The organism is Streptomyces sp. NPDC014623 (assembly GCF_043088245.1).
In the GTDB taxonomy this organism is placed as follows: Bacteria; Actinomycetota; Actinomycetes; order Streptomycetales; family Streptomycetaceae; genus Streptomyces.
Genome location: NZ_JBIBZU010000001.1, coordinates 307490 through 325835, shown reverse-complemented (window position 1 = coordinate 325835; position 18346 = coordinate 307490). Strand labels below are relative to the sequence as shown.

Here is an 18346-nt window from a genome sequence, read left to right as displayed (position 1 = left end):
TCAGGGGGCGAGCGAGATGGTGAGCTTCCGGCCGGTCCTGCGGTAGCCGATGCGCGCGTGGACCCGCTCGACGCCGGGTGCGCCCGGCTCCGGCCACACGGTGCCGTAGCCGCGCTCGAAGGCGGTGCGGGTCAGCCAGGCGGAGAGCGTGGCGCCGACGCCCCGGCCGGGGGCGGCGTAGTCGGCGGACTGCAGCTCCCGGCCCGGACCGTGCCGCACGGTGAACGGGCCGCCCCGGTAGTGGTCAGGGGAGCGGAGGGTCGGTGAACGGGCGTAGTCCTGGACGGCGTTGTCCATGGGCGCGGGAGCCTAGGCGACCCGGGTCGCTCCCGCGAAGGGCATTTCGGTGATCGGCGCGATACGGACGGCTGCACCCGGGCGCGGTGCGTGGATCATCTGGCCCCCGCCGATGTAGAGCCCGACGTGGGTGACTCCGGAGTAGAAGAAGACCAGGTCACCCGGGGCGAGTGCGGAGCGGGGGACGCGCCGGCCGGCGTTGATCTGGGTGTACGTCGTGCGGGGCAGGGACACACCCGCCGCCCGCCAGGCGGCCTGGGTGAGCCCGGAGCAGTCGAAGGAGAAGGGCCCGGTGGCACCCCATACGTACGGCTTGCCCAACGCCCCGTACGCGAAGTCGACGGCCTGGGCCGCACGGGCGTTGGGGGCGGCCACGGAGCCGCGCGGGACGCTCCGGCCCGCACGGACGGCGCCGCCGCCGTGCGCGGCGCCGGCGGAGCGCTCGTAGGCGGCGCGCTGGCCGGCGGTCAGGGTGGCCAGGAGCTTCCGGGCGTCGGCGAGCTTGGTGCGGACCGCGTCCTTGTGCTTCTTCAGGTCGGCCCGGCGGGAGGAGAGCACCGCCAGCTCGTCCTCGGCCCGGGCGCGCAGCTGGGCGATGTGACCGACCTGCCGGCGTACGCCGTTGACCGCGCCGGCCTGGCGGTCGCCCGCCCGGGCCTCGTAGGAGGCGCGCTCCAGGTACTCGTCGGGATCGGAGGAGAGGGCCAGCCGGATGGCGGGGTCGATGCCGCCGCTGCGGTACTGGGCGGTGGCGAACGAGCCGAGGGCGTCGCGCGCGGCGTTGAGGCGCTCGGTCCTGCGCGCCGCCTCGTCGCGCAGTGCGTCGAGGGACTTCTCGGAGGCGGTGACCGCCTCCTTCGCGCCGTTGTACTTCTCGGTGGCGACCTCGGCGTCGTGGTGGAGCCGGTCGACCTCGGCCCCGACCTGGGCCGGGGTGAGCCGGGGGTCGGCCTGGGCGGCACCCTCGAGTGCCGTCGCGGTCGCCGCCCCGGCGAGGGCGAGGGTGGCTGCGGTGCGGGCAGCAGGCCCCGTGAACAGGCGCTGCTTGGGCTTGCGGTGAGCGGCTTCTCGATGGGCGGCCACGGGGGTGGTGGGTCCTTCCGTTCGACTGCCCGCCGGGGATGCGACGGGCCCGGCGGGGTCCGGGGGCGGGCCGTCACGGGGGGAGCGGCCCGCCGCCGGATTCCTGACGGGGCGGCCGGAGCACCGCCCGCTACAAAACGGTGGTGCAGGGCCGGTCGCCTGGGAGGGACGCTAAACCTGGCGTGCGGGGAAGAGGCGTAATGACAGATATTGCCCGCATGTGCTGTTTCGTTTCCGTCCGATGAACGGGAAAATCAACCAGAGTCCGGCAATTCGCGCAGAATCGAGGTCCACTCATCGGTAAGTCGTACCTGGCCGAAGAGTGGTGATATGGCCGCGGTTAGGCTGCGGCCATGGACGTACTCATCAATGTCTTCGTGGCCCTGCACATCATCGGCATCGCCTCCCTGCTGGGCGGCTTCCTGACCCAGATGAAGGCCATGGGGGCGGGCACGGCCCGTTTCGTCCCGGCCATGCTGCACGGTGCGCTCACCATGCTCGTCACGGGTGTCGCCCTGGTCGGGCTCAACCAGGCCGACGACCAGAGCGTGAACAACATCAAGATCGGCATCAAGCTGCTGGTCCTGATCGTGATCCTGGCGCTCGTCTATGTGAAGCGGGACGAGGAGAAGGCGGGCAAGGGCGCGTTCGCCGCGGTCGGCGGGCTGACGGTCGCCAACGTCTTCATCGCCACGCTCTGGACCTGAGCGGGCGGACACGACGGATCAGGGGCGGCCCTGCGGCCGCCCCTGACCCGTGTCCTGGTCAGGCCGGGCGGACACTGCCGTAGACCGGCATGGAGTAGATCGACTCCTCGCGGACGTCCGCGCCCGGCTTCGGTGCGTGGATCATCATGCCGTCGCCCTTGTATATGCCGACGTGGCTGATGTCGTCGTAGAAGAAGACCAGGTCTCCGGGCCGCAGATCCGCCGTGGCCACGCGGGTGCCGGCCTCGACCTGGTCCCAGGTGGTGCGCGGCAGATCGACGCCCGCCTCCCTCCAGGCGGCCTGGGTGAGCCCGGAGCAGTCGTACGAGGACGGGCCCGTCGCCCCCCAGACGTACGGCTTGCCGATCTGGGCGCGCGCGAAGGCCAGCACCTTCCCGGCCTTCGTGGCGTAACCGCTGCCGGAGCCCGTGCCGCCGGTCTCCGCGTCGGTGCCGGTGCCGGTGCCCGCCTCCTCCCGCGCGGCCTCCTCCCTGGCGGCCCGGCCGGCCCGCTCCTTCACGGCGGCGGCCTGCTGCCGGGCCAGTTCCCCGGCCTTGCGCTCGGCCTCGGCCGCCTTCTCGCGCTCCAGCTCCGCGAGCCGCGCCTTCTCCTCGGCGGTCAGCTCCGACAGCAGGGAGCGGGCCTCGGTGAGCTTCGTCTGCACCTGCTGCTTGCTGGTCCGCAGGGCGGCCTGCGACTCGGTGAGCGTCTCCAGGCTCTTCGTCGCCTCGACGCGCTTCGCCGCCGCCTCCTTCTGCTGCGTACGGAAGTCGGCGACCGCCTTCTGCTGCCGGCTGGTCATCCGGGCCATCAGCTGGTCCTGGTCGAAGTACGACTGCGGGTCGTCCGCGAGGAAGAAGGTGGCCGTCGGCGCGATCGATCCGTTGCGGTACTGCGCGGCCGCGTAGCCGCCCAGCTCCCGGCGCGTCTCGTTGAGCCGGTCGGCCCGCTTCGCCGCGGCCTCCAGCAGCGCGTCGACCTCGGAACGCTGCTCGGCCGTCGCGGTCTTCGCCCTGTTGTACTGCTGTGTCGCGGTACCGGCCTGCCGGTAGAGGGCGTCGACCTTCTTCCGCACTTCCTCGATGCTGGGCCTGGGCTCGGCGGGGGCGGCCGTCGCGCTCTGCGTGGAGAGCAGGGTGACGGAGGCGAGCGCCGCCGTCGTGAGACCGACGGCGGGGGTGGTGGTGCGCACCCGGGTGCGCGGCTTGCGATGCGATGCCAAGGCCGGCATCTCCTTCCGTGGACCGCCTGCCGGGTCAGCGGTGGGGGTACCCCCAGGCCGTTCAGGCACTGGGGGAGGGTTCGGGCGGAACGGAAGGCTGCCCTACGGTCCGGTGGAGACGGACCGATTCACCCCGGTGCTGCGTGTGGGTCCCCGGTTCCTGGCTCCCTTCGGGGGAGTGCGGATTCGGCGGGGGTGCCCGTGCGGCGTGGTTCGCCTCAAGGGGGTACGGGGCACCTGTCGGAGCACGCTAGCCAACCCGTGGTGTCCCTGTGAAGGTTGATGTTCGATATGCCCGATACGTTTTCGTGACCTTTCCGGGGCGGTGGGCGGCGGGGCCGAAGGCGCCTCCGGAACCTCACGGACCGTGGGTGGACCGTCTCGGTACGCGCACGGCCCCGGTCCATGTCGTCGATGCGGCCCGGGTTGTCGGTCCGGCCGCCTAGACTCGTGAAGCGATGAGCAGCCTCTTTGACGACAGTTTCCTGACCGGCCTCCGGCAAGCGGAGGACAGCCCCCCGCCGCCCCCCGAGGAGCACGCACCCGAAGAGGTGCCGGAGGGCCTCTTCGGGGACGTCTTCGACACGCCTCCGCCGCGTGACGCCTATTACCGCGACGGTGCCGCGCGCCCCGTCATCGACTCCGCCGCGCTGCTCGACGGGCTGAACACCGAGCAGCGCGCCGCCGTCGTGCACGCCGGGTCCCCGCTGCTCATCGTCGCCGGGGCGGGTTCGGGCAAGACCAGGGTGCTCACCCACCGGATCGCCCATCTCCTGGCCGAGCGCGGGGTGCACCCGGGGCAGATCCTCGCGATCACCTTCACCAACAAGGCCGCCGGCGAGATGAAGGAACGCGTCGAGGATCTCGTCGGCCCGCGCGCCAACGCCATGTGGGTCATGACGTTCCACAGTGCCTGCGTGCGGATCCTGCGCCGTGAGTCGAAGCGCCTGGGCTTCACCTCGTCGTTCTCCATCTACGACGCCGCCGACTCGAAGCGGCTGATGGCGCTGGTCTGCCGCGATCTGGACCTCGACCCGAAGCGCTACCCGCCGAAGTCGTTCACGGCCAAGGTCTCGAACCTGAAGAACGAGCTGATCGACGAGGAGACGTTCGCCGGTCAGGCGGCGGACGGCTTCGAGAAGACGCTGGCGCAGGCCTACGCGCTCTACCAGGCGCGGCTGCGCGAGGCCAACGCCCTGGACTTCGACGACATCATCATGACGGCGGTGCACCTGCTCCAGGCGTTCCCCGACGTCGCCGAGCACTACCGCCGCCGTTTCCGGCACGTCCTGGTCGACGAGTACCAGGACACCAACCACGCGCAGTACACCCTGGTGCGCGAGCTGGTGGGGCCGTCCGGTGAGGCCGAGGCCCCCGGAGAGCTGTGCGTCGTCGGTGACGCGGACCAGTCGATCTACGCCTTCCGCGGCGCGACCATCCGCAACATCCTCCAGTTCGAGGAGGACTATCCGGACGCGACCACGATCATGCTGGAGCAGAACTACCGCTCCACACAGACGATCCTCTCTGCGGCCAACGCCGTCATCGAGCGCAACGAGAGCCGCCGCCCCAAGAACCTCTGGACGAACGCGGGCGCCGGGACCCGGATCACGGGCTACGTCGCCGACACCGAGCACGACGAGGCACAGTTCGTCGCCGACGAGATCGACCGGCTGACGGACGCCGGGGACGCCAAGGCGGGCGACGTGGCCGTCTTCTACCGCACGAACGCCCAGTCCCGTGTCTTCGAAGAGATCTTCATCCGCGTCGGGCTGCCCTACAAGGTCGTGGGCGGAGTGCGCTTCTACGAGCGCAAGGAGGTCAGGGACGTCCTGGCCTACCTCCGTGTCCTCGCCAACCCCGAGGACACGGTTCCGCTGCGCCGCATCCTCAACGTGCCCAAGCGGGGCATCGGCGACCGGGCCGAGGCGATGATCGACGCCCTGTCGATGCGCGAGAAGATCTCCTTCCCGCAGGCCCTGCGCCGCGTCGACGAGGCGTACGGCATGGCGGCCCGTTCCGCCAACGCCGTGAAGCGCTTCAACACGCTCATGGAGGAGCTCCGCACGATCGTGGAGTCCGGCGCGGGGCCGGCCGTCGTGCTGGAGGCGGTCATGGAGCGGACCGGCTACCTCGCCGAACTCCAGGCCTCCACCGACCCCCAGGACGAGACCCGTATCGAGAACCTCCAGGAACTCGCCGCCGTCGCCCTCGAGTTCGAGCAGGAGCGCGCGGAGGGGGAGGGCACGGGGACACTCGCCGAGTTCCTGGAGAAGGTCGCGCTCGTCGCGGACTCCGACCAGATCCCCGACGAGGACGAGGACGGCACCGGTGTCATCACGCTGATGACCCTGCACACGGCCAAGGGCCTCGAATTCCCGGTGGTCTTCCTGACCGGCATGGAGGACGGCGTCTTCCCGCACATGCGTGCGCTGGGGCAGGTGAAGGAGCTGGAGGAGGAGCGCCGGCTCGCCTACGTGGGCATCACGCGCGCCCGTGAGCGCCTGTATCTGACCCGGGCGGCGATGCGGAGTGCGTGGGGCCAGCCCTCGTACAACCCGCCGTCGCGGTTCCTGGAGGAGATCCCGGACCAGCACCTGGAGTGGAAGCGCAAGGGGCCGATGGCTGCTGCGGCGGGACCGACGTCAGGCATCACGTCCTCGCTGTCCTCGTCGCGCTCCAAGTCCGGGCCGTCGGGTTTCGCGACCCGGCGCACCTCGGACAAGCCGGTGGTCACCCTGGTGGCCGGGGACCGGGTCACGCACGACCAGTTCGGGCTGGGCACGGTGACGGCGGTCGAGGGCTTCGGCGACCAGGCGAAGGCGACGGTCGACTTCGGCGACGAGCGGCCGAAGAAGCTGCTGCTGCGCTACGCGCCGGTCGAGAAGCTCTGAGCCGGGCCGGCCGGCACCACACGTGCCGGCCGGCGTCAGTTCGGGTTGAGGCCGTGGCTGCGGAACCACGCCGACGGGTCGATCGCCGAACCGCCCCCGGGCCGTACCTCGAAGTGCAGGTGCGGGCCGGTGGAGTTGCCGGAATCCCCCGAGTAGGCGATGACGTCACCGGCCTTGACCGAACCGGAACGGATCTTCGCGGTGCTGAGGTGGCAGTACCACGTCTCGGTGCCGTCGGCCGCGGTGACGATCACCATGTTCCCGTAGGCGCTGTTCAGCTGCGTACGGACGGTGCCGTCGGTCGCGGCCATCACGGGGGTGCCGTAGGAGACCGGGAAGTCGATACCCGTGTGCACGGACATCCAGTTCACACCGGCCTGGCCGTAGCCGGCACTGAGACCGTGCTGCGCCACGGGCAGCGCGAACTTGGGGCGCGCGGCCTCGCGGCGCGCGGCCTCCTCCTCGCGCTTCTTCCTCTCGGCGGCCTGGCGTTCCTTCAGGTCGATGCGCTCCTGGGTGCGGCTGGCGCGGTCGGCGAAGTTCTCGGCGTCGGCACTGAGGTTGGCCAGCTGCGTGTCCAGCTTGCTGTTGGCCACGGCCGGCTGGACCGTGTCGGCGGCTGCCATGGACGTGGTCTCGTCCTTGGTCTCCTCGCCCCCGGCGACGCTCACCGAGGCGGCGGCGATGCCCGCGACGCTCATGACGCAGGCGGAGGGGACGGCGACGGTGAGGAGCGCGGAACGCTTCGCGGGGGTGCGGCGCCTGCCCCGGCCTCCGCCGCGCGGGGCGGAGGAACGGCTCGTGGGGCGGGCGGCGGCCGGCACGGAGGCGGATTCCGCGGTCGCGGCGGCGACGTCCGGCATCGGCTCGGTCAGGCCGGCCCCGGGGAGCTCGTCGTACGTTTCCTGGGGCGAGTTCGTGTACGTGTCCGTCTGCGGGGTACTGGGCTCGGTGTACCCGGCGTGGTGAGGGGAGCCGGGGGAGTCCTGTGGATCGTGACCGGCGTCCTCGCGGGAGGCGAACTCTGCTGATTCGTAAGGCTCGTAGGGCGCCGGCTGGTGTTCGTACGAGGGGTGCGACGTCTGTTCGGGTGCGTATGCGGCGTTCTCGGGTGGGGCGCCGGTGTTCCAGGCGGTGGCGTCATAGGCGCCGGTGTCCGTGGCCGCGTAGCTTTCGTGCCCCGCGCCCTCGAAGGCTGGAAGGGTGAAGGTGCCGGTCGCGTAGGCCGTCGTGTCGAACGTGGTGGTGGGGAAAGCGCCGGTGTCGCCCGCCGTCCACTGATCGGCCTGACCGGTCAAGTCCCAGCCAGCGGTGTCCCACTGGCCCGTCGCGTCCGGTGCCGGGGCGGTGGTCTGGGCCGGGATCCCGGCCTCGGCCGTCCAGGTGCCGGTGGTGTCGTAACCCTGCGGCGCCTGCGGGTGGTTCAGGGTGTCATAGGCGTCGTACGAGGCCTGCTGATGCGCTCCGGTGTCCCACCGGCCGCTGTCGTAACCGCTGTAACCGCCTTCGTACGCCGGGGCGTAGCCGTCGCCGTACGTCGTCCCGTGGCCGCCGTCGTGCTGACCCGGCAGGTTCCCGAAGAGCGGGTCGGCGTCGAAGCCGCCGGTGGAAGGGCTGTCGTATCCGGCGTACCCGGCGTGGGGGTGCTGGTCGTTCACCAACTTCTCTCTCGCCTCGGCAGCAGGACCTGTTCCAGGGTCCGGTGGGGGGATCCCAGGGGGAGCAGTGGCCGCGACTGTACCCGGCGGTAGTGGAGGACGACAATCTTCGGTGGCTTTCATCCCCACAGGAAACGGGCAATCGGCCGTCTTTCGGTGGACGGAGGAAGCAGGCTTGGCCCTATGTTCGAAATTCGTTCTAATCGGCAGAGGGTGTGCGGGGGCGTGGCGCGTGAGATCAGGCGACGGAGGCCGCTCCCGGGGCGCCCGTCGCCTCACCGTCGGACTCGAGGGCCTGACGGATCGCGGCCGCGACCGCGGGGTGCACCGGGAGGGCGAGGTGGCCGATACCGCTGACGCGTACGTTCACCGCGTCGAGGTCGGGGTGATCGACACAGGCCGTCTCGACAGGGAGCATCACCCTGTCCAACTCGCTCCAGAAGCTGATGAACCGTGTCCTGCAGTCCGGGGCGGGGCGGCGCAACTCCTCGATCAGGGAGGAGCCGCTGCGCATCTGGCGGACGATGGGGTGGGCGCCCGCCAGCGGTGCGGCGGCCGTGCCGCCGTGCGGCGTGCCGAGGGTGACGAGGGTGCGTACCCGGCGGTCCCCGCCGAGCCGCTGCACGTAGTACCGCGCGATCAGGCCGCCGAGGCTGTGGCCGACGATGTCGACCTCGCGGTGCCCGGTGCGGGCGCAGATTTCCTCCACATGACGGTCGAGCAGTTCGGCCGCGGTGCGGATGTCGCAGGTCAGGGGCGAGTAGTTGAGCGACTCCAGATGGCGCCAGCCGTGCCGGGCCAGAGAGCGGCGGAGCAGGACGAACACGGAGCGGTTGTCGATGAAGCCGTGCAGGAGGACGACGGGCGGGCGGCCGCCCTCCGTCGTCGGCGGCGCGCTCACGTCCGCCGGACGGGTGACCCTCCCGGGGGCGGCGTCAGGTCCGGTTCCGGTGCCGGGCGGGGGAGTGGAGGCCCTGCGCTCCGGGGTGAGGCCGGACGGGTAGATCAGCGCGTGTCCGGCGAGGATCGCCAGCTCCAGGGCGGTGGCTCTGATCAGCGCCGAAGAAAGCCGGGCCGGGCGCGGCCTGCGCAGCAGCATGGGTAGGAAGGGCAGGACCTTCATGGCCGACCTCCTGCACGGCATGCGGGGGAGGCGGCTCCTGCCCCGTACGCCCTCACGGGGGTCGCTGCGGAGGCGACCGGCGGCCCTGACGGACCGGGGGCCGTACCACCGTGCCGTGCGGCTGACGGCGCGATGGTACGGCGACCTCGTTGCGGCTCCCTGGCGGCGTTCCCCGGGCGGCCCGTGGGCCGTCCGGTAAGGAGAACGCCGCCGGCGAACATGTCCCATGTGTGATTTCCCCCTCCCGGCCGACCGCGAAACGACGCCGTGCGGGATGCTGTGGATAACGTTCGTTCACATCACCGGCCCCCCCGGGGCAAGGGAAACGTGTGTGGAGGCATTGATGGGTGTGACCGGTCCGATCCGTGTGGTGGTGGCCAAGCCGGGCCTCGACGGCCATGACCGCGGGGCCAAGGTGATCGCGCGGGCGCTGCGGGACGCGGGCATGGAGGTCATCTACACGGGGCTCCACCAGACCCCCGAGCAGATCGTGGACACGGCGATCCAGGAGGACGCCGACGCCATCGGCCTCTCGATCCTCTCCGGTGCGCACAACACGCTCTTCGCCAAGGTCATCGAGCTGTTGAGGGAGCGGGACGCGGCGGACATCAAGGTGTTCGGCGGCGGCATCATCCCCGAGGCGGACATCGCCCCGCTGAAGGAGCAGGGTGTCGCGGAGATCTTCACCCCGGGCGCCACGACGGCCTCGATCGTCGACTGGGTGAACGCGCACGTCCGCCAGCCCGCGGAGGCCTGAGCCCGTCCCGGCCGGGGCAGCCGGCCTGAGCCCGGTCCCGGCCGGGACCGGGCTCGAGCGCCCCGGTCCGGAGCGCGGCCCGGACGCAGGGCCCGCGGGAAGGGCGGAACCGTCGCGGGGCGGGCCGGTGTGCCCCGCGCCCGTCCTCCTCCCGTCCGGTCAGCCGGTGCAGGGCTGCGCCAGCTCCGCCTCCATGGCGGCGCGCAGGCGCAAGGTGGAGACCAGGCGCTGGAACGCCTCCGACCAGTAGCCGCCCGCACCCGGTGAGGCGTCCTCCGGTTCGTCCGGCGTGGTGGTGAGCACCGCGAGCCGGTCCGCCTCGGCAGGGTCGAGGCAGCGCTCGGCGAGGCCCATCACCCCGCTGAAGCTCCAGGGGTAGCTCCCCGCGTCCCGGGCGATGTCCAGTGCGTCGACCACGGACCGGCCGAGCGGCCCGTCCCAGGGCACGGAACAGGCACCGAGCAGCTGGAAGGCCTCGGACAGCCCGTGCGCGGCGATGAAGCCGGCGACCCAGAGCGCACGCTCGGAGGAAGGCAGAGTGGCGAGGAGCTTCGACCGCTCCGCCAGCGACACCGTCCCGGGGCCGTTCGCCAGGGGCGTCGAAGGGGTGCCGAGCAGCGCCCGTGCCCAGTCGGGATCCTGCTGCCGCACGGCGGCCCGGCACCAGGCGGCGTGCAGCTCGGCGGCCCAGCCGTCGGCGACCGGCAGCGTCACCAGCTCCTGCGCCGTCCGGCCGCCGAAGCTCTCCCGCCAGACACCGAGGGGGGTCGCCTCCACCAGCTGGCCGAGCCACCAGGACCGTTCGCCGCGCCCCGAGGGCGGTACCGGCACCACACCGTCGCGCTGCATCGCGGCGTCGCACTCGTGCGGCGCCTCCACGGCGACGGACACGGCGCCCCCCGTACGGTCGGGGTTCACGCAGGACGTGGCACGGGCCGCCATCCGCCGGGCGAGCGCCGAATCGGGCAGCGCGGACAGGAGCCCGGCGGCTACGGAGCGGACGTTGCGGCTGCGGTCCGTGAGGGCCTCCTCCAGGAACGCCTCGTCGGCTCCGGAGAGGCCGGACCGCAGCGAGTCGAGGAACATCAGCCGGTCCTCGGCCCGCTCCGTGGGCCAGGTGGCGGCGAGCAGGGAACGGGCCGCGCCGGGATCCCGCTCCCGCACGGCCTCGAGCAGCGCGACCCGCTCGGCGAAGAGGCCCTCGTCCCAGAGCCGGCGCACCGCCACCGGATCCGCCGTGTCCGGCCGCTGCGCGCCGCGTGAGGTGGTGCGCAGCGCGAACCTCCACTCAGGATTCAGCCCGGCCAGCCAGAGCCCTCGCGGCCCGGCGAACGCCAGCACGTGCGGACGCAGATCCGTACGCGCTCGCGCCGCGTCGAGCAGGGCGGGCAACAGCTCCGCGGGCGCCCGGTAACCGTGAGCACCGGCGGAGGCCAGCCACTGGGGGATGAGCTCGGTGAGATCAGGGGCCGTCCCCCTGCGCCCGCCGCTGGACGGAGCCGAGCGGCCGGCGAGCAACTGGGCGAGCCGGCGGCGGGCAGCGGCGGGCAGCGGCGGCCGGGGGTCGGCGGGCGCGGGTTCGGGCAGGGCGGTCCCGGTGGCCGGCCGCAGGGCCGCCCGGCGTCGCAGCGTGTGCACCGCAGCCGCGTCGAGCAGCGCCGTCGGACCGGCGGCGGCGCCACCCTCCGACCGGAGAGGCCGCCGGTCGGTGCCGAGCAGGGCAGAGGCGACGAGCTCTTCCCACGGGGCGTCGGCGGGTACTCCGGTCGTGGTGACGGTGGTGGACATCGGGTCCCTCCGGTGGTCCGGGATCGCGGGTTCCAGTGGTGCGGCGAGTCGTGGGGCTGTGGCGGGCCGAGGGGGACTGCGGTACGTCAGGCGAGCGCCACGGCCGTGCCCGCCCCGGCGCCGTCGGAAGCCTCCGGGCACCAAGCGGCGAGCGGGTCGACACCCCGGTGACCGCACTCGCCGAACACCGTCAGGGGGCCGCCGCCGGAGAGCGCCACGAGCTTCCACAGCCCTGACCGGGTCAGCGCGGAGGGTGCGATCGGCAGGGCGGAACCGTCCGCCGCCGCGACCAGGTGCCAGCCGTCCCCGGACGGCGCGGGTACGACATCGCGCAGCGTGACCGGCCAGGCGTCGAGCCAGGGGTCGTCCCGCAGCGCGTGCCCGTACGCGGCGACGGCCTCGGCCGTGGTGCCACCCGGCGGGGGCGCGTTCATGACGACGGGGTCGCCGAACTGCGTTCCCCACTCCGCCCGTAGCCTTCCGCCACCCGGATACGGCGTCACCTCGGCATCGATCACCGCGCCCACCGGCAGCGCCTGGGCAGGAGCACGCCCGGGCGCGCCGTAGGACAGCAGCAGCACGGTGCGCTCCGACTCCCGGCCGTACAACCAGATGCGGCGGGTGACGATCCTGCCGTCCGGTATGTCGTACTGCGCGAGAACCAGCCAGTGATCGCGGACGGGCGGCCCTTCGGCCGGTGCCGTCAGCCCCACCCGCGTGCGGACCGTCGCCGCCAGCGGGCCGGGCAGCCGGTCGCGCCCGAGCCAGGCCGAGTCCAGCAGGTGCAGGAGCGCGCACTCCTCGAGCAGCCGCGCCGGCCAGTCGGGCCCCGACCCAGGGACCGACGCCATCTCCCGGACCCGGTGGGCGAGCCCGGGGGCCTGCGCGTCGATCATGCGGGCCGCTGTCTCCTCCCACCGCCCGTGTCCCGGCAGCTCCGCCGCCGCGAGACCGCCGCGCAGCAGATCGGTCAGGCGCTGCTCGAGCTCCTGCGCCCCGCCGGTGACGCGCTCGGCTCTGCGGGCCGCGCGACGGGCCGCCGCAGCGCGGGCCGCGGACTCTCCGGCCGCTGCCCGTCCGCGCCGGTCCGCCAGCCACTGCGCGGCCCAGGGGGGCGGCTCCTGGACCCGCTCAAGCACCGGGGCGCCGGAAGCGACGAGGAGCAACAGTCCCAGGACATGCGCGCAAGGCGGCCTCTCGGAAGGGCAACTGCACGTGTACGCAGGCCCGTCCGCGTCGACCAGTGTGCGGTGCGGAGCGCCGGTGCCCTCCGCGCACAGACCCCATGCGACGCCCGCACCACCACGGCCCGCACCTGACCACCCGGCCTCCGAACCGAGCGCGCGAGCCCTCACGCGTGACTCCTGGTCAGGAGACAGGTCCAGCACCCGCTCCATCGCCCGGCGCGCCACCTGGTCGGCGGAGAGCCGGGGTTCTTCCCCCTGGGACAGCACCATGGACCCGACGGTAGGGCGTGCCACTGACAATCGGCTTCGGCCGGCGGTTCCGCCCGTTCCGTGAGGCCTTGAGCGCTTCACTTCCGTGCGCTTTCCCGCGAAGCGGACAGTCCGGTGAACGGGACCGGGGGATTTCCACGAACCGCGTCGTGAGCACCGTCCGCGCCGGACGCACCGTCAGCGCCGCCGTGACGGCATCGGCCGTCCGCGCCCTCGTGCCCGGCCCCGGTGCCTGCTCCGGCGAAGTCGTCGACAGGGCCACGGACGGAGACGTACGAGGCGACCCGCGAAGCCACCGGTACGAGCGTCGACGAGATCCGGTTCCACGGGGGCGGGGCCATGGAACCCCGGACCGAGTCGGTCAAGTCGCCCGCGCCTCCCTGGAAGAAGACCGTCGCCCTGCGCGGAATCACGCCGCCGCCGGCGGTCATGCCGGTCGTGCTGGACGCGGGTGCGGCGGACCTCACCCGCACCATCGCGTACAGGGGTGAGGCCAGCGAGGAGGCGAAGGGGGAGAAGCGCCTCACGAGCGGCGGATGCGTCGCGGTCCCGCCCGTCACGGGCCGACCTCGTGCCTGGCCCCCGAACGGTCCCGGCCCTGTGCCGGGACCGATTGTCAGTGCCATGGTGCACGGTGGAAACCGCATCGGATCGACCGATCCGGAGGGGGATCCATGACCGTGTCCGTACAGACCGACGCAGTCGGCGGCGAAGCCCTGAGGCCGCACGCCGAGCATGCGTTCGCCGACGAGCTGAAGGCACTCGCCGCCGCCGACGACCGCCCCAGGCCCGCCCGTTGGAAGCTCTCACCATGGGCTGTCTCCACCTATCTGCTCGGCGGGACGCTCCCGGACGGCACGTTGATCACACCGAAGTACGTGGGTCCGCGCCGCCTCGTCGAAGTCGCTGTCACCACACTCGCCACCGACCGGGCCCTGCTGCTCCTCGGCGTCCCGGGGACCGCCAAGACGTGGGTGTCCGAACACCTCGCCGCCGCCGTCAGCGGGGACTCGACCCTGCTCGTCCAGGGAACAGCGGGGACCCCCGAGGAAGCCGTCCGCTACGGGTGGAACTACGCGCAGTTGCTGGCCCACGGGCCCAGCCGCGACGCGTTGGTGCCGAGCCCCGTCATGCGGGCCATGGCCGAGGGCATGACCGCCCGCGTCGAGGAACTCACCCGCATCCCCGCCGATGTGCAGGACGCGCTCATCACGATCCTGTCGGAGAAGACGCTCCCCGTCCCGGAGCTGGGACAAGAGGTCCAGGCGGTGCGGGGATTCAACCTCGTCGCCACGGCGAACGACCGCGACCGCGGGGTCAACGAGCTCTCCGGCGCACTGCGCCGCCGCTTCAACACCGTCGTGCTGCCGCTGCCCGCGACACCTGAGGCAGAGGTGGACATCGTGTCCCGGCGGGTGGCCCAGATCGGACGCTCGCTCGACCTTCCCCCGGCGCCCGACGGCATGGCCGAGATCCGGCGCGTCGTCACGGTCTTCCGCGAGCTGCGCGACGGCATCACCACGGACGGCCGCACCAGACTCAAGTCGCCGTCCGGGACGCTGTCCACGGCCGAGGCCATCTCCGTCGTCACCGGAGGCCTCGCGCTCGCCGCCCACTTCGGCGACGGGGTCCTGCGGCCGGGGGACGTGGCGGCAGGCGTCCACGGGGCAGTGGTCCGCGACCCCACGGCCGACCGTGTGGTCTGGCAGGAGTACGTGGAGACCGTCGTCAGGGAGCGGGAGGGCTGGAAGGACTTCTACCGCGCCTGCCGCGAGGTCGCCGAGTGACGCCCCGCGCCGGAGGCACATCCGCTCCCGGAGGGCCGCTGCTGCTGGGGGTGCGCCACCACGGCCCGGGCTCCGCCCGTGCGGTCCTGGCCGCCCTGGAATCCGCACGGCCGGGTGCCGTGCTCGTCGAAGGCCCGCCCGAGGGCGATGCGCTGCTGCCGCTGGCCTCGCACAGCCGGATGCGTCCGCCGGTCGCGCTGCTCGCCCATGCCGTGGACGACCCGGGGCGCGCCGCTTTCTGGCCGATGGCCGACTTCTCGCCCGAGTGGGTGGCGATCCGCTGGGCCTCGGCGCACGGGGTCCCCGTGCGTTTCGTCGACCTGCCCGCCGCATACTCACTGGCGCTGGCGGAGCGGCGGGAGGACGCACCGAAGGACGTCCGGGCCGTCGATCCCCTCGCGGTCCTCGCCGGGGCCGCGGGCTACGACGACCCCGAGCGCTGGTGGGAGGACGTCGTCGAACACCGCTCGGCGGACGGGCGGCCGGCGGACCCGCTCGCCCCGTTCGCCGCGCTCGCCGAGGCGATGACGGCGCTGCGCGAGGCGTACGGGGACGGCGGACATCCGCAGGACGCCGTCCGGGAGGCCTGCATGCGCCTCCGGATACGCACGGCCCGTAAGGAGTTCGGCGACAGCATCGCCGTGGTCTGCGGTGCGTGGCACGTGCCCGCGCTCTCCGCGAGGACGACGGTCGCCGCCGACCGGGCGCTCCTCAAGGGGATGCCCAAGGTGAAGGCGGAGCTGACCTGGGTGCCCTGGACCCATCGCAGGCTCGCCCGGTACAGCGGATACGGCGCGGGGATCGAGTCCCCCGGCTGGTACGGGCACCTCTTCGGCGCACCCGACCGGCCCGTCGAGCGATGGATGACGAAGGCGGCCGGCCTCCTGCGCGGCACGGACAGGGCCGTGTCCTGCGCCGATGTCATCGAAGCGGTCAGGCTGGCAGGGACACTGGCCGCCCTGCGCGGCCGCCCTGCGGTCGGCCTGGACGAAGCCACCGACGCGGTCAGGGCCGTCATGTGCGGGGGGTCCGACGTGCCGCTCGCCCTGGTGCGGGACCGGCTCGTCGTCGGCGAGGTCCTCGGTGAGGTCCCGGACACCGCCCCGGCCGTCCCCCTCCAGCGTGATCTGGACAAGCAGCAGCGCACGCTGCGGCTCAGGCCCGAGGCGGAGAGGCGCGAACTGGAGCTCGATCTGCGCAAGGACACCGACGCGGCCCGCAGCAGGCTGCTGCACCGGCTGCGGCTCCTCGGAGTGCACTGGGGCCAACCCACGGCGGGCCGGGGCAGCACGGGCACGTTCCGTGAGAGCTGGCGGCTGCACTGGGAGCCCGAGCTCTACGTCCGGACCGCCGAGGCCGGAGTGTGGGGCACCACCGTGTCGGGCGCCGCGACCGCCCGGGCCGAGTCGGACGCCGTCTCGGCGTCGTCGCTCGCCGGGGTCACCGCGCTGGCCGAGCAGTGCCTCCTGGCCGGCCTGCCCGAGGCCCTGCCCGTCGTGATGAGGGCCCTCGTCGACCGGGCCGCCCTCGACGCGGACGTCGGGCACCTGGCCGACGCGCTGCCCGCCCTGGCCCGCTCCCTGCGGTACGGGGACGTGCGGTCCACGGACACCGCGGCCCTGGAAGAGGTGACCGCCGGTCTCGCCGAGCGCGTCTGCGTAGGCCTGCCGTCCGCCTGCACCGGTCTCGACGCGGATGCCGCCGGTGAGGCGCAGCGCCGGGTGGACGGTGTGCACACCGCGATCGGGCTGCTCGTCGGCGCCGTCCGGGCGGAGGGGCTGCCCGAGCGGTGGGCCGGGGTCCTGCACGAGCTGTCCGTCAGGGACGCGGTCGCCGGTGCGATCCGGGGGCGTGCCACGCGACTGCTCCTGGACGACGGGCGGCTGGCCGGGAGCGAGGCCGCGCGCCTGATGGGACTGGCCCTCTCGCCCGGCACCGCCCCGGCCGACGCGGCGGCCTGGATCGAGGGCTTCATCGGAGGAGCGGCGGGCGGCGGCCTGCTGCTCGTCCACGACGAGCGGCTCCTCGGGCTGGTCGACACCTGGCTGACGGGCATACCGGCCGACGCGTTCGCCGGCGTCCTGCCCCTGGTGCGCCGTACGTTCTCGGCCTACGAGCCGGGTGTACGACGCACGTTGGGCGAGCTCGTCCGCCGTGGAACGGGGACCGCCGGGACGCGCGGCGAGGACGGGCCGGCCGCTCCCGGCTTCGGTGAAGGACTCGACGAGGAGCGGGCGGACGCCGTGGTTCCGGTGGTCAGGCTGCTGCTCGGCCTCGACACCCCGGCGGAGCGGGCGGCGGCCGGATGACCACGGAGCGGGCGGATACGAAGGAGGAGAAGGTGAGGGACACGGCTCCTGCCGAGGACGAGCGGCTGCGGCGCTGGCGCATGGTGCTCGGCGCGGACGGCGCCGGGGGCACCGGACACGCGCTCACCGGACGTGACGCGGCGATGGACGAAGCGCTGACCGCCCTGTACGACGGGAGGAGGAAGCCGGGCGGCCGAGACGGAACCGAGCGCTCCGCGGGGCTCGGGGCATCCGCCCCGTCGGTGGCCCGCTGGCTCGGTGACATCCGTACGTACTTCCCGGCCTCCGTCGTCCAGGTCATGCAGCGTGACGCGATCGACCGTCTCGGGCTCTCCGCCCTGCTCCTGGAGCCGGAGATGCTGGAGGCCGTCGAACCCGACGTCCATCTGGTCGGCACCCTGCTCTCGCTCGGCAGGGCCATGCCGGAGACGACGAGGGAAACGGCCCGGGCCGTCGTACGCAAGGTCGTCGAGGACCTGGAGCGCCGGCTGGCCACCCGTACGAGGGCGACGCTCACCGGGGCCCTCGACCGTTCGGTCAGGTCGGGCCGGCCACGTCACCGCGACATCGACTGGGACCGCACGATCCGGGCCGGCCTCAGGAACTACGTACCCCTCCCCGGCCGTGAAGGGGCCGGCACGGTGATACCCGAGCGCTTCATCGGGTACGGGCGCACGGACCGGTCCGTGAAGAAGGACGTCATCCTCTGCGTCGACCAGTCGGGTTCCATGGCCGCCTCCGTCGTCCACGCCTCGGTCTTCGGCGCGGTGCTCGCCTCGATGCGGACCCTGGCGACCCGGCTCGTGGTGTTCGACACGGCTGTCGTCGACCTCACCGACCAGCTCGACGATCCGGTCGACGTCCTGTTCGGCACGCAGCTCGGCGGTGGCACGGACATCAACCGCGCGCTCGCCTACTGCCAGTCCAGGATCACCCGCCCGGCGGACACCGTCGTCGTCCTCATCAGCGATCTCCACGAGGGAGGGATCCGCGACGAGATGCTGGAACGGGCCGCCGCGATGAAGGCGTCCGGTGTGCAGTTCGTGACGCTGCTCGCGCTCTCCGACGAGGGCGCTCCCTCCTACGACCACCGGCACGCCGCCGAGCTGGCGGCGCTCGGCGCCCCGGCCTTCGCCTGCACTCCGGATCTCTTCCCCGAGGTCATGGCCGCGGCGATCGAGAAACGACCCCTGCCGATACCGGACACCGGCCGGTGACCTGACGGCGCGGCCGGAGGTCCCGGCCCCGGAGGCCCAGGCCCCGA

General features: G+C 72.9%; 14 protein-coding genes. 7 read left to right on the top strand and 7 right to left on the bottom strand.

Annotated features, from left to right (window positions below):
- Both ACF1FZ_RS01525 and ACF1FZ_RS01520 read right to left on the bottom strand, forming a co-directional pair.
- Positions 1 to 297, bottom strand: coding sequence for a hypothetical protein (locus tag ACF1FZ_RS01525; RefSeq protein WP_391771356.1), 297 nt, complete (start codon positions 295 to 297; stop codon positions 1 to 3).
- A 12-nt stretch (positions 298 to 309) separates the two neighbouring features.
- Entirely contained in the window at positions 310 to 1380 is a 1071-nt protein-coding gene (locus ACF1FZ_RS01520; protein ID WP_391771355.1) for an NlpC/P60 family protein, read from the bottom strand.
- Between the two features lie 353 nt (positions 1381 to 1733).
- Between ACF1FZ_RS01520 and ACF1FZ_RS01515 the strand changes: the two genes are divergently transcribed.
- A complete protein-coding gene (locus ACF1FZ_RS01515; RefSeq protein ID WP_391771354.1) occupies positions 1734 to 2087 on the top strand; it encodes a hypothetical protein in 354 nt (117 codons plus the stop codon).
- 58 nt (positions 2088 to 2145) lie between these two features.
- On the opposite strand, the gene ACF1FZ_RS01510 is transcribed toward ACF1FZ_RS01515, so the two are convergent.
- Positions 2146 to 3318, bottom strand: a complete 1173-nt coding sequence (locus ACF1FZ_RS01510) for an NlpC/P60 family protein (protein WP_391771353.1) — start codon at positions 3316 to 3318, stop codon at positions 2146 to 2148.
- A 449-nt stretch (positions 3319 to 3767) separates the two neighbouring features.
- Here ACF1FZ_RS01510 and pcrA point away from each other — a divergent pair, with 449 nt between their 5' ends.
- Complete coding sequence (gene pcrA, locus ACF1FZ_RS01505) at positions 3768 to 6203, top strand: DNA helicase PcrA (RefSeq protein WP_391771352.1); 2436 nt, start codon at positions 3768 to 3770, stop codon at positions 6201 to 6203.
- Between the two features lie 35 nt (positions 6204 to 6238).
- On the opposite strand, the gene ACF1FZ_RS01500 is transcribed toward pcrA, so the two are convergent.
- The gene (locus ACF1FZ_RS01500) at positions 6239 to 7861 is read right to left on the bottom strand and encodes a peptidoglycan DD-metalloendopeptidase family protein (RefSeq protein ID WP_391771351.1); all 1623 of its coding nucleotides are present in this window, start codon (positions 7859 to 7861) and stop codon (positions 6239 to 6241) included.
- A gap of 238 nt (positions 7862 to 8099) precedes the next feature.
- On the bottom strand, positions 8100 to 8984 hold the full coding sequence (locus ACF1FZ_RS01495) for an esterase/lipase family protein (protein ID WP_391771350.1): 885 nt from the start codon (positions 8982 to 8984) through the stop codon (positions 8100 to 8102).
- 343 nt (positions 8985 to 9327) lie between these two features.
- On the opposite strand from ACF1FZ_RS01495, the gene ACF1FZ_RS01490 reads away from it, so the two are divergent.
- Complete coding sequence (locus tag ACF1FZ_RS01490) at positions 9328 to 9741, top strand: cobalamin B12-binding domain-containing protein (RefSeq protein WP_391771791.1); 414 nt, start codon at positions 9328 to 9330, stop codon at positions 9739 to 9741.
- A 159-nt stretch (positions 9742 to 9900) separates the two neighbouring features.
- Here ACF1FZ_RS01490 and ACF1FZ_RS01485 read toward each other — a convergent pair whose 3' ends face one another.
- Complete coding sequence (locus ACF1FZ_RS01485; protein WP_391771349.1) at positions 9901 to 11529, bottom strand: DUF5691 domain-containing protein; 1629 nt, start codon at positions 11527 to 11529, stop codon at positions 9901 to 9903.
- 86 nt (positions 11530 to 11615) lie between these two features.
- A complete protein-coding gene (locus ACF1FZ_RS01480) occupies positions 11616 to 12986 on the bottom strand; it encodes an SWIM zinc finger family protein (RefSeq protein WP_391771348.1) in 1371 nt (456 codons plus the stop codon).
- A gap of 228 nt (positions 12987 to 13214) precedes the next feature.
- Here ACF1FZ_RS01480 and ACF1FZ_RS01475 point away from each other — a divergent pair, with 228 nt between their 5' ends.
- The 4 genes from ACF1FZ_RS01475 to ACF1FZ_RS01460 are packed head-to-tail and all read left to right on the top strand — an operon-like array spanning position 13215 to position 18299.
- Entirely contained in the window at positions 13215 to 13664 is a 450-nt protein-coding gene (locus tag ACF1FZ_RS01475; protein WP_391771347.1) for a hypothetical protein, read from the top strand.
- Positions 13661 to 14773 (top strand): AAA family ATPase, encoded by a 1113-nt coding sequence (locus ACF1FZ_RS01470; RefSeq protein ID WP_391771346.1) that lies wholly within the window; start codon positions 13661 to 13663, stop codon positions 14771 to 14773. The genes ACF1FZ_RS01475 and ACF1FZ_RS01470 overlap by 4 nt, the downstream gene beginning before the upstream one ends.
- Positions 14770 to 17082, top strand: a complete 2313-nt coding sequence (locus ACF1FZ_RS01465) for a DUF5682 family protein (protein ID WP_391771345.1) — start codon at positions 14770 to 14772, stop codon at positions 17080 to 17082. The genes ACF1FZ_RS01470 and ACF1FZ_RS01465 overlap by 4 nt, the downstream gene beginning before the upstream one ends.
- Entirely contained in the window at positions 17079 to 18299 is a 1221-nt protein-coding gene (locus tag ACF1FZ_RS01460) for a VWA domain-containing protein (RefSeq protein ID WP_391771344.1), read from the top strand. The genes ACF1FZ_RS01465 and ACF1FZ_RS01460 overlap by 4 nt, the downstream gene beginning before the upstream one ends.
- The last annotated feature ends 47 nt before the right edge of the window (positions 18300 to 18346 follow it).